Origin of the sequence: Streptomyces sp. ISL-66 (genome assembly GCF_018614135.1) — a bacterium.
Lineage (GTDB): Bacteria > Actinomycetota > Actinomycetes > Streptomycetales > Streptomycetaceae > Streptomyces.
This window is the reverse complement of record NZ_JAGGOW010000120.1, coordinates 22,862-32,861: the sequence shown is the minus strand read 5'-3', so window position 1 is coordinate 32,861 and position 10,000 is coordinate 22,862. Positions and strand designations below refer to the sequence as shown.

The 10,000-nt window shown below is 72.3% G+C and carries 14 protein-coding genes; 7 read left to right on the top strand and 7 right to left on the bottom strand.

What is annotated here, in order from left to right:
* Positions 1-27 precede the first annotated feature (27 nt).
* Positions 28-384, bottom strand: a complete 357-nt coding sequence (locus J7E97_RS23040; protein ID WP_215030478.1) for an STAS domain-containing protein — start codon at positions 382-384, stop codon at positions 28-30.
* A gap of 218 nt (positions 385-602) precedes the next feature.
* Here J7E97_RS23040 and J7E97_RS23035 point away from each other — a divergent pair, with 218 nt between their 5' ends.
* The 6 genes from J7E97_RS23035 to J7E97_RS23010 all read left to right on the top strand — a co-directional run bounded on the left by J7E97_RS23035 (position 603) and on the right by J7E97_RS23010 (position 5,012).
* Complete coding sequence (locus tag J7E97_RS23035; protein WP_215030476.1) at positions 603-1,529, top strand: SigB/SigF/SigG family RNA polymerase sigma factor; 927 nt, start codon at positions 603-605, stop codon at positions 1,527-1,529.
* Positions 1,530-1,537: 8 nt separating this feature from the next.
* Positions 1,538-1,972 carry an STAS domain-containing protein gene (locus J7E97_RS23030; RefSeq protein WP_215030474.1) on the top strand — a complete coding sequence of 145 codons (435 nt, stop codon included), beginning with the start codon at positions 1,538-1,540 and terminating at the stop codon, positions 1,970-1,972.
* A complete protein-coding gene (locus J7E97_RS23025; protein WP_215030472.1) occupies positions 1,969-2,928 on the top strand; it encodes a sensor histidine kinase in 960 nt (319 codons plus the stop codon). The genes J7E97_RS23030 and J7E97_RS23025 overlap by 4 nt, the downstream gene beginning before the upstream one ends.
* Positions 2,929-3,107: 179 nt before the next feature.
* Positions 3,108-3,539, top strand: coding sequence for an ATP-binding protein (locus J7E97_RS23020; protein WP_308346714.1), 432 nt, complete (start codon positions 3,108-3,110; stop codon positions 3,537-3,539).
* Between the two features lie 196 nt (positions 3,540-3,735).
* Positions 3,736-4,185, top strand: coding sequence for an SRPBCC family protein (locus tag J7E97_RS23015; RefSeq protein ID WP_215030468.1), 450 nt, complete (start codon positions 3,736-3,738; stop codon positions 4,183-4,185).
* A gap of 5 nt (positions 4,186-4,190) precedes the next feature.
* The gene (locus J7E97_RS23010; RefSeq protein ID WP_215030466.1) at positions 4,191-5,012 is read left to right on the top strand and encodes a DUF1206 domain-containing protein; all 822 of its coding nucleotides are present in this window, start codon (positions 4,191-4,193) and stop codon (positions 5,010-5,012) included.
* An 80-nt stretch (positions 5,013-5,092) separates the two neighbouring features.
* On the opposite strand, the gene J7E97_RS23005 is transcribed toward J7E97_RS23010, so the two are convergent.
* The 6 genes from J7E97_RS23005 to J7E97_RS22980 all read right to left on the bottom strand — a co-directional run bounded on the left by J7E97_RS23005 (position 5,093) and on the right by J7E97_RS22980 (position 9,304).
* Complete coding sequence (locus tag J7E97_RS23005) at positions 5,093-6,193, bottom strand: iron-containing redox enzyme family protein (protein ID WP_215030463.1); 1,101 nt, start codon at positions 6,191-6,193, stop codon at positions 5,093-5,095.
* On the bottom strand, positions 6,190-6,450 hold the full coding sequence (locus tag J7E97_RS23000) for a CDGSH iron-sulfur domain-containing protein (protein WP_308346713.1): 261 nt from the start codon (positions 6,448-6,450) through the stop codon (positions 6,190-6,192). Before J7E97_RS23000 ends, J7E97_RS23005 begins: the two co-directional genes overlap by 4 nt.
* Positions 6,434-7,105, bottom strand: coding sequence for a HemK2/MTQ2 family protein methyltransferase (locus J7E97_RS22995; protein ID WP_374224215.1), 672 nt, complete (start codon positions 7,103-7,105; stop codon positions 6,434-6,436). The genes J7E97_RS23000 and J7E97_RS22995 overlap by 17 nt, the downstream gene beginning before the upstream one ends.
* Before the next feature lie 183 nt (positions 7,106-7,288).
* The gene (locus J7E97_RS22990) at positions 7,289-7,663 is read right to left on the bottom strand and encodes a PRC-barrel domain-containing protein (protein WP_215030457.1); all 375 of its coding nucleotides are present in this window, start codon (positions 7,661-7,663) and stop codon (positions 7,289-7,291) included.
* A gap of 152 nt (positions 7,664-7,815) precedes the next feature.
* On the bottom strand, positions 7,816-8,148 hold the full coding sequence (locus J7E97_RS22985; RefSeq protein ID WP_308346709.1) for a WhiB family transcriptional regulator: 333 nt from the start codon (positions 8,146-8,148) through the stop codon (positions 7,816-7,818).
* Positions 8,149-8,293: 145 nt separating this feature from the next.
* Positions 8,294-9,304: a glutathione S-transferase family protein gene (locus tag J7E97_RS22980; RefSeq protein ID WP_215030452.1), complete on the bottom strand. Its 1,011-nt coding sequence runs from the start codon at positions 9,302-9,304 to the stop codon at positions 8,294-8,296.
* Between the two features lie 279 nt (positions 9,305-9,583).
* Between J7E97_RS22980 and J7E97_RS36155 the strand changes: the two genes are divergently transcribed.
* Positions 9,584-9,988 (top strand): STAS domain-containing protein, encoded by a 405-nt coding sequence (locus J7E97_RS36155; RefSeq protein WP_308346707.1) that lies wholly within the window; start codon positions 9,584-9,586, stop codon positions 9,986-9,988.
* Positions 9,989-10,000: the final 12 nt, after the last annotated feature.

The following is a 10,000-nucleotide window of genomic DNA, read 5'->3' as shown; positions in this document are numbered from 1 at the left end:
TGCCGAGAGGGCGTGGGCACGCGTCGATCACACCGGGGGCAGCGCCCCGAGGGCGTCTTCGACGCTCTCGTGCACGGAGAGGACGGTATCGGCTCCGGTCACGGCGAAGAGCCGACGCATCTGCTCGCCCGGGGCGGCGATGCGCAGGGCTGTGAGGCGGTGCATCCGCAGGAGCAGGTTCAGGAAGGAGGAGTCCCCGAACGTGACGGCGCCGGCGTCCAGGATCACCATCGGGTGCCCGTCCGCGGCGGCGGCGAGGGCCTGCGCCAACGGGGCCAGCGTGTCCTGGTCGAGCTCGCCACGGGCCACGACCACCCACCCGGACCCCGCCGGGTAGCCATCCGCGACCACACCTCGCTGGTGTGCGTCCCCTGCTCCGGTCATGTCCGCCTCTCCGGATCGCCGCTCCTGTACGTCCTCGTCATGGAGTATGCCTGTCCGTCGCACCGACCCGTCCCGGCCCTGGCCGCCCCGGGTCGGGACGGCGCCCCGTTCGGCCGTCCGGCGGGATCGGAAAAGAAGATGTGCCCCAAGGTGTGTAGACCGGCGGAGCCGGGGCAGAAGCGCCCGAGTCGTCAGTCAATCGGGAGGGAGCGGCCGCCATGTCTCGCTCGGCCACCGCCGTAGGACCCATTCGTGCAACGGACACGCCAGTCCCCGCTTGTGACCGAGGCAGTACCCCAGCGCCAACGCCGGACGTGGACCCGTTCCATGTGGACAACGCCCGTGAAATGGCGCCCGCCGACGCCCGCGAGCTGTCACGGCTCTTCTTCGCGAAGCTGCGCACGCTGGATGAGGGAACGCGCGAGTACCAGTACATGCGCAACACCCTGATCGAGATGAACCTGTCCCTCGTGCAGTTCGCCGCGCGACGGTTCCGTGCCCGCGTGGTCGGCGGCGGTCTCGACATGGACGACATCGTCCAGGTGGGAACCATCGGCCTCATCAAGGCCATCGACCGCTACGACCTCGCACGCGAGGTCGAGTTCTCCACCCTCGCGCTCCCCTACATCATCGGTGAGATCAAGCGCTACTTCCGCGACAGCACGTGGGCCGTACACGTCCCGCGCCGCCTGCAGGAACTGCGCTCGGAGCTCGCCAAGGGGCAGGAGGCCCTGACGGACGTCCTGGGCAGGGCGCCGACGGTCAAGGAGCTCGCCCAGCACCTGGAGCTGCCCGAGGACGAGGTCATCGACGGGCTCGTGGCCGCGAACGGCTACACGAGCGGCTCCCTCGACACCGCCGCCGCGGAAGGCGACGCGCCGTCCTCGACGAGCCGCACGACGCGGCCGCTGGCGGAGCGTCTGGGCACCGTCGACCCGGGCATGGAGCTCTTCGAGGACTTCCACACCCTCGCGCCCCTGCTGGAGCAGCTGGACGAACGCGAGCGGCACATCCTGCGGATGCGGTTCGGCCAGGAGAAGACACAGGCCGAGATCGGCGCCGAACTGGGCGTTTCCCAGATGCAGGTCTCCCGCATCCTGTCCCGGACCCTGGCCCGGCTGCGCGCCGGCATGCTCTCGGTGTAGGCCGGGCCATGACGTCCTTCCACGAGCACGACCGCTCCACCTCCTCCGCGGGCGCGCAGGCGCGCCAGGACGACGCGGCGGGGGCGGACGCGCTCGAACGGCGTGCGCAGGGGCGTACGGGAAAGGGTGCGTCGACGCCGCTGACCGCCCTGCCCCTGCAGGACCGTGCCGGCGCACGCCTGAGCGGCAGCTGCGACCTCGACACCCGCCAGGCCCTGTCCATCGCGCTCAGCGTGGTGACCGGCATCCCGGGCGCCGTCGTCCATCTCGATCTTTCCGCCGTGGCCTTCCTCGACCCGGCCGCGGTCGCCGCACTCGTACAGGCGTCGGCCGCCCTCAACGGGCAGGGGCGCCGCCTACTGCTCCACGACCCGCCATACTCGCTCCGCAAGGTAGTGGAGATGTTCCCGGACGAATGCGCCGCGCTGGAGGTCGCAGCATGATCACTGTTCCTGCGCCCGCCGGGCCCGGGGCCTTCGTCCACCCCGCCCTCTTCTACGAAGACCTCGCCGAGTACCTGACCGGCGTGGGCGGCTTCGTACGCGACGCCCTGTCGGCCGACGAACCGGTCCTCGTCGCCGTGCCGGGCCCGCACCTGGACGCACTGCGCGAGACCCTCGGCGAGAACGCGGCGGAGGTCACCTGGACGGACATGACGGAGCTGGGACGCAATCCCGGCCGCATCCTGGCCGCCCTGCAGGACTTCGCCGACCGGCACGCGGGCCGCGCGGCCCGGATCGTCGGCGAGCCGATCTGGCCCGGCCGCTCCAGCGCCGAGGTGCTGGAGGCCACCCGGCACGAGGCCCTCATCAACACGGCCTTCGCCGGCCGGCCGGCCACCATCCTGTGCCCGTACGACGTACCGGGCCTCGCGCCCGCGGTGATCGCCGACGCCCGGCGCACGCACCCCTCGCTCATCGAGCGGGGACGGGACCTGCCGAGCCCGGCGTACACCGATGCCTCGAAGGTCTCCGCGGACTGTGACCGCCCGCTGCCCGAACACCACGGCGGGGTGCCCCGGCTCGAGTACACCCACGGAGGTCTCTCCGAGGTGCGCGAGTACGCCGAGAGGTGGGCCCGCGGAACGGCCCTGACCCCGGCGCGGCGCGGTGATCTCGTCCTGGCCATCAGCGAGGCGGCGGCCAACTCCCTCGCCCACGGGGGCGGGAAGGGCGCCCTGCGCCTGTGGACCACCGCCGGCGAGGGGGCGCGGGAAGTCGTCGCCGAGATCCGCGACGGCGGCCGTCTGGCCAATCCCCTGGCGGGGCGCCGCCGCCCTTCCCTCGCCTCGGCCCACGGCGGCCGCGGTCTGTGGATGATCCACCAGCTCTGCGACCTGGTCGAGATCCGTGCCGCGGACAGTGGCTTCACCCTGCGACTCCACATGGAAACGCCCTGAAAGCGGCGGTCCCATACACTGTCGAGGGCAAGCTCGAGCGGTCTCGGACCCTTGGGGGCGTACGAAAGTCCGGGACATCGACCGGGCCCGCGCCGGGCACGTCCCGCGGGCGAAGACCAGTGCCAACGTGGGGGAGAACGACCGCTGTGGGGATCATCGGACCCGAAACGGGCGATCCAGTGACTGCCGGGCTTCCCGCCGGAGGGCAGCGCCGTCGGCTCGCCCTGACGGGTGTCCGCGGCCCCGTGGCCAAGGGGCGCGAGTTCACGCGCCAGGCCCTGCGGGACTGGGGCTGGGACGGGACCGACACCTCCGAGGACACCCTGCTCCTCGTGTCCGAGCTGCTGACCAACGCCGCGCTGCACGCGGGCGGTTGTCACGAGCTGGTGCTCACGGCCGGGGAAACCCTGCGCATCGAGGTGTGCGACGGCACGACGACCCTGCCTTCCCGCCACCCGGCCCCGCAACGCGGCATCCCGGGCGGCCACGGCCTGTACATCGTGGAGCGGCTGTCCGATCGCTGGGGCGCCGCCGCACACGGGCACGGGAAGTCCGTCTGGGCCGAGATCGAGGCCGCCCGGCTGGTTTCCGGCATGCCCAAGGGGCGATGACCCCTCCGGTGCGGGCCGACGGCGGCCCTCACGTCCGCGGGCCCGGTGCGGGATTCCGGCGGCTGAGCCTCGTCCACGGGGTGTCACGCGGCCACCCGCATGGCCTGCGCCGCGGCGGGTATCCGCGCCCCGAGACGTCTTGGCGGACGAACCGCACCACAGGGTGCGGGCTGCCGACGACAGGGAAGGGGTGCACATGTCGCACGTCGAGGAGTACGTCGAGGTCAACGTCCCCGTACGCACGGCCTACAACCAGTGGACACAGTTCGAGGAGTTCCCCGCCTTCATGGAGGGGGTCGAACGCATCGACCAGCGCACGGACACACTGACCCACTGGGTGACGAACGTGAACGGTGTGGGGCGCGAGTTCGACGCGCAGATCACCGAGCAGCTCCCGGACCAGCGCGTCGCATGGACGACGGTCGGCGGGGAGGCCCGCCAGTCCGGGCTCGTCACCTTCCAGCCCATCGACGCGACCACCACCAAGGTCGTCCTGCACATGAACTGGGCGCCCGACGGTCTGGCCGAGAACGCCGCCGACAAGCTCGGCTTCATCAAGCGGCAGGTCGCGGGTGATCTGAAGCGGTTCAAGCTCTTCATCGAATCCCGCGGCTTCGAGACGGGTGCCTGGCGGGGCGAGGTCTGACCGCGATGAGATTCGGCGCCGCGAGCAAGGGTGCACGGGCCGCGTCCCGGGGCGGCCGGCTACGCGAGGTCACGGCGCGCTGCGGGCTGGTCGCGCGCGGGGTGCTGTTCGTACTGATCGGAGTGCTGGCCGTACGCATCGCCTTCGGCGTCGGCGGCAGCAGGGAGGCTGACCGCCGGGGCGCCCTCCAGGAGCTCGCGGCAAAGCCCTTCGGCGTCGTCCTCATCTGGGCCGTGGGCATCGGACTCGTCTGCATGATGCTGTGGCGTCTGTCGGAGGCGGTGTTCGGCGCGGCCGGGCCCGAGGGCGGCAAGCCCGTGAAACGGCTGGCCGCGGCCGGCCGGTGCGTCTTCTACGGCGTGGCGGCCTTCTCCGTGCTCACCTTCTCGACGGGCGGCGGGCGGTCCGGGGACGAGCAGTCGCGCGACGTGACGGCGAAGGCTCTGGACCTGCCCGCCGGCCAGTGGCTGGTGGGTGCCGTCGGGCTCGGGATCGGCATCGCGGGGCTGGTCATCGCGGTGCAGGCGGCGCGGTGCAGCTTCCGCGAGGATCTCGCCATGGGCGGGGCCTCGGCAGGGTGGCGCCGGGCCGTGGACTTCCTCGGGGTGACCGGCGGCGTGGCCCGGGGCGCGGTGTTCGCCGCGGCCGGCGGCTTCCTCGTGTACGCGGCGCTGCGCTACGACCCGGCGCGGGCGAAGGGGATCGACGACACCCTGAGGTCGTTCACCCACACGCCGGCCGGACCCTGGCTGCTGGTCGCCGTCGCCGTCGGGCTGGTGCTCTTCGGGGTGTTCTGCTGGGCGATGGCCCGGTGGCGCGAGGTCTGATCTAGGCCGACAGGAAAAGCAGGTGCGGGCGGGCCCGGATTCCGGGCCCGCCCGCACCTGCTCTTGCTGTCGGCTGCTGTCTACCCCCTGACGCCTTCCTCCTCGGCAGCCGGTACCCGCGCCTGCGACAGGGGCGAGCGCAACGCACTGCGCCCCTGGTCCCAGGCCTCGCGGAGGTGGATCGCGAGGCGGTCCTCCAGCAGGACGGTCGCCGCGCATCCGAAGGCGATGTCCGCCTCCAGGGCGGGCTCGTCGGCCAGGAGGCCGCCGATGACCTCACGGCGGACGACCTGTTCGTGGACGGCGTCGGCTTCGACGTGCTCGGCGTAGAAGTGCTCGGCGGCGGGCCCCGCTCCGCAGCGCCGCAGCGCTTTGGCCAGACGGCGGGACCCGGGCGAGGAGGTGACCTCGACGCACGCGAAATGGCCGACGAGGGCGCCGCGCAGGGCGCGGTGGAGCCCGAAGAGCGACATGAGGTTGACGGTCGCGAGCAACGGCGCCGGGGCGCGGTCCAGGTAGCGGCCGTACGCGGGGTCCAGGTCCAGGTCAACCATGAGGTCCGCGAAGAGCCGTGCGTGGACGCGGTCGGCACGGCCGGCGCCGAACTCGTCGTACTCGATGGCGACCATCGCGGCCTTGGCCCGTCCGGCGAGCCGGGGGACGACCCAGACGTGCGGGTCCGCCTCCTTGAGGTGGTAGAGGGAGCGGAGGGCCGCGTACTCGCGCAACTGCCAGAGCTCGCCCTCGGTTTCGAGGTGGTGGCTGAGGCTGCCCGAGAGGTCCACGGGCTCGACGAGGAGCGGGGCGAAGGCCTCCTCGACCGATCGGGGAGCGTCGGTCAGTTCGGTGCGCAAGGCGTGCAGGAGGCGGGTTTCCATGGCTTGGCGCAGCCGCAGCAGGTCCGGGTCCCATTCCCGTTCGTCGTCCACGCCGTCGAAGCCGCGGTAGTGCAGCTCGTACAGCAGGTACAGCGCGAGCTGGAGGTCCTCGCCCCACGGATCCGCCTTCAGCACGGCGGCCGCGTCGTACGCCGGCGGGCCGCCGGACCGCAGGGCCCGGGTCACGGCGCCGGACAGCTCGCCCCGCCCCTCGACCAAGCAGGGGCCGGCGGCCGGCGCCACCGTAGTCGGGGTCGGGGTCGGGGTCGGCGTCAGGGTCGAGCTCGGGCTCGGACGGGTCATCGCGCGTTCCTGTCCTCGGGTGGCGGGTCGGCCCGCTCACGGCGGCGGTGGCTGGTGTCGCACCAGGGGTACGTACGGCTGCGGCGGCAGGTGCACACCGCGGCCACGAAGCGGTCGGACCGGGCGACCGTCCCGTCGTCGAGGACGATCTCGACCGGGCCCTCGACCAGGACCGGGCCCTGCGGGTCCACGGACACCCGGCGGGCGTCCGCCGGTCCGCGGGCCGGGTCCGGGGCGCTGTCAGAGCGACTGGGCACGGATGATCACCAGCTCTTCCCACTCCTCGGCTTCGGCCGCCAGGCCCTGCCCCTCCAGCCAGGCCCGTCGCGAACGCAGGACCGGGCCCCACGGCACCGAGGTCCTCGCCGTGATCCCTGCGGCCAGCCCGGCCCCGGTCAGCCGGTCGACGGTCTCCTCGGGCCCGCACATCGCCGAATGGACCATGAGCAGGGCCCCGCCGGGACGCAGCAGGGTCCGGGCCCGTGCGCAGATCCGGTCGATGATCCAGCGCCCGTCGGGCCCCGCGTCCCAGGCCCGCTCCGGCCCGCGCGAGGGCGGCCGGGCCGCCGAGGCCGGGACGTACGGCGGGTTGGCGACGATGAGGTCGAAGCGGCGTCCGGCGGTGCGTTCGGCGAAGTCGCCGTGCAGGACGCGTACGGGGAGCCGCCGGCGCCGGGCGTTCAGGCGCGCCGTGGCCACGGCGGGCCAGGAGACGTCGACCGCCGTGACCCGGGCTCCGCGGCCCGCGGCCTGGAGGGCCAGGGCACCGGCGCCCGTACCGATCTCCAGCGCGTCCGTCCCGGCCCCGATGTCCTCCTGGGCGAGCGCCTCGGCCAGGAAATGGGTATCGGCCTGGGGCTGATAGACACCCGGTAGCACGATCAGGCCGCCGGGCAGAGCGCCTGAGGTCAGAACCGAATGGGACACCGCACACCTCCGGAATCGAATGCGGATCGAATGCGGCCCCGGCCCTCTGGCGGGGGCCGCGACCATGGATGACACGGTGCGACTGCCCCGCCACATGCGCCCCACCCGGAATTGCGTCGATCTTCAGAGGAACAGACAGAATTCCCGGTCGGCCGCTCGGTGCATCGGTCAGACGATGCGGCCGCCATAGGGTCCGCGGCCTCCGGTGGAGTAGTACGTGCCGAGCTCCGCGCGATATTCGGTGTCATCGAGGTGCTTCTGGCGGTGGAACTCGGGGGCGTTCTTGATCTGCTCCTTGGTGGCGTCCACGTAGACCTTCTCCTCGTCCGCGTCGATCCGGATCACGGTGCTCGCCGGGAGGAGGACCTCCTTGCCGAAGATCCAGATCCCGGTGTCGACGACCAGGTAGGCGTCACCCACCTCGTAGGAGTGCTTGTCGACCTTGCCGATCCCGCCGTCGGTCGCCTCGACCTCGTAGCCGGTCAGATCGGCGCCGGCCAGGTGGCCCGAGGCCGAGTGGTAACTCCACGTGTGTTCAGTCACGCGAAAACAGCTCCTCCGGATAACGGGGAAAGGGAACGGCTGGGATTCCCCACCGCCCCTCGCTCCCTTTTCGATGTCGTACGCGGCGGTATTCCCGCCCCGCCCGCATTCGACTGCCCCACCCTCCGGGTTACATTCACGAAGGCCGGGTCTCAAGCGGGGCGGACGGTCGTCGCCCGGACAGCGCTTCTCCCGCGGTCCGCAGACGCCGACAGCGCTTCTTCGGCGGTCCGCAGACGGCGCCGCTCCCGTGCGGTGAGCCCGCCCCGGATCCCTGCCGGCTCTCCCGCCTCCAGCGCGTGCCGCAGGCAGTCCCGCTGCACGGGGCACAGCGCGCACACCTCCTCGGCCGCCGCGTCAGTTCGCTCGCGGTCGAGGGCCCGGCCTGCGGCGGGACGGAAGAACAGGCGTGCGCCCAGCTCGCGGCAGGCTGCGTCTTCCCGCCACCGCTCGTCGTACTCGGCAAGGGCCGACGGCCGCGACACGTTTCCCACCTCGGAACCTCCAACGGACACAGGGTGCGCGAGCGCGCTCGGACGCGCGATTCCTCCCGTCTGACCCGCCGGAGGCACTTGAAACTTGCTCACCTCGGATGCGGCCCCTTGCCCCCTCCTCCAGCGCTCGGCGCGCTCACGCGGCCAGGGGCGTGTGCCCGGGCGGCACCGCCTCGCCGGGGGCCACGGGCCCGGGCGGGGTTCCGTCGCCGAAGGGCTCGCCGCCGAGCGGCGTACGGCCGTGCGGTTCGAGCCAGCCCGACAGGTCCGGGCCGGCCGGCACGATCCCGGTGGGGTTGATGTCGCGATGCACGGTGTAGTAGTGCCGTTTGATGTGGTCGAAGTCGACGGTGTCCCCGAAGCCGGGCGTCTGGAACAGGTCCCGGGCGTAAGCCCACAGCACCGGCATCTCGGTGAGTTTGCGGCGGTTGCACTTGAAGTGGCCGTGATAGACGGCGTCGAAGCGCACGAGCGTGGTGAACAGGCGGACGTCGGCCTCGGTGAGCGTGTCACCGACGAGGTAGCGGAACCGTTCGAGCCGTTGTGACAGCCGGTCGAGCCGTGCGAAGAGCCGCTCGTGGGCCCTTTCGTACGCTGCCTGCGAGCCGGCGAATCCGGCCCGGTAGACGCCGTTGTTCACGTCCTCGTAGACGGTCTCGTTCACCGCGTCGATCTGCGGACGCAGGGCCGGCGGGTAGAGGTCGGGCGCGCCCTCGCGGTGGTAAGGGGTCCACTGCGTCGACATGTCGATCGTGATCTGCGGGAAGTCGTTGGTGACCACTTCGCCGGTCGGGACGTCCACGACCGCCGGAACCGTGATGCCCCGGTCGTAACCGGGGTCGCGGGCGAGGTACGCCTCCTGCAGGCGCTCGATCCCCAGCACCGGATCCCGGCCGCCCGGATCGAGGTCGAAGGACCAGCTGCGCTCGTCGTGCACGGGGCCCGCGATCGCCATCCCGAGGACCGTCTCCAGCCCCAGGAGCCTGCGTACGATCACCGCCCGGCTCGCCCAGGGGCAGGCACGGCTGACCACGAGCCGGTAGCGGCCCGGCTCGACGGGGAAGCCGTCGCGTCCGTCCGCCGTGATCCGGTCGGCGAGGTACCGGCCGTCACGGGAGTACTCCTTGCCTTCCGTCACGTAGCTCATAGGAGGCCCCTACCCGGCTTCGACGGGATCAGACGGCATCCGATGGGTGCCAGCGGGGGCCCGCACCCGGCCACCGCAAGGCGCGGCACCGCGGCTCGTACGGGACGTGCTCGCGCGATCCGACAACGCCGCGAGGTGCCGTACCGGGCGTCGCGACCCGGTGAACCCTTTCCGGCCACGGCAGTAGGGCGTGCCGCGCCGCCGCCCGGCGGTCGGCGGCGCGAGGATAAGGAGCCTCGGGCCCGAGCTCGCTGCCGGGCCGTGAAAGAAAGGGGCACCGTGACTGCTTCGTTGACCACCGAGACCGAGCGCCGCGGCTCTACCGTACTGATCAGTGTCATCGGGGACCTGGACGCGACGGCCGCGCCCGCGCTGCACCAGGCCCTGCGCGACATCACCACCGACACCACCGCTCTGATGCTCGACCTCCACCACCTGCGGTACATGGACACCGCGGGCCTGCTGCTCCTCCTGGACCTGCACCGGCGGGCCGAATGCCTCGGACTGCGCGTCCTGGCCGTCGGCTGGCAACCGCAGCCCCAGCAGCTCATGGCCACCGTCGCCGGGATCCGGGGGCCCGGTTCCGCCACCGGCGAGCGGTACGCCCTGGCCGGCTTCCGTCACCTGATCGAAGGCCGCGCCGAACGCGCCCGCGCCCTCGACCACGAGGCCGCTCCCGCCTGACCGGGGCCCCGG

Bases quoted from the DNA above. Each gene is read 5' to 3' on its own strand.
- J7E97_RS23040 (WP_215030478.1), bottom strand. From the start codon at position 384: ATGACCGGAGCAGGGGACGCACACCAGCGAGGTGTGGTCGCGGATGGC.
- J7E97_RS23035 (WP_215030476.1), top strand. From the start codon at position 603: ATGTCTCGCTCGGCCACCGCCGTAGGACCCATTCGTGCAACGGACACG.
- J7E97_RS23030 (WP_215030474.1), top strand. From the start codon at position 1,538: ATGACGTCCTTCCACGAGCACGACCGCTCCACCTCCTCCGCGGGCGCG.
- J7E97_RS23025 (WP_215030472.1), top strand. From the start codon at position 1,969: ATGATCACTGTTCCTGCGCCCGCCGGGCCCGGGGCCTTCGTCCACCCC.
- J7E97_RS23015 (WP_215030468.1), top strand. From the start codon at position 3,736: ATGTCGCACGTCGAGGAGTACGTCGAGGTCAACGTCCCCGTACGCACG.
- J7E97_RS23010 (WP_215030466.1), top strand. From the start codon at position 4,191: ATGAGATTCGGCGCCGCGAGCAAGGGTGCACGGGCCGCGTCCCGGGGC.
- J7E97_RS23005 (WP_215030463.1), bottom strand. From the start codon at position 6,193: ATGACCCGTCCGAGCCCGAGCTCGACCCTGACGCCGACCCCGACCCCG.
- J7E97_RS22980 (WP_215030452.1), bottom strand. From the start codon at position 9,304: ATGAGCTACGTGACGGAAGGCAAGGAGTACTCCCGTGACGGCCGGTAC.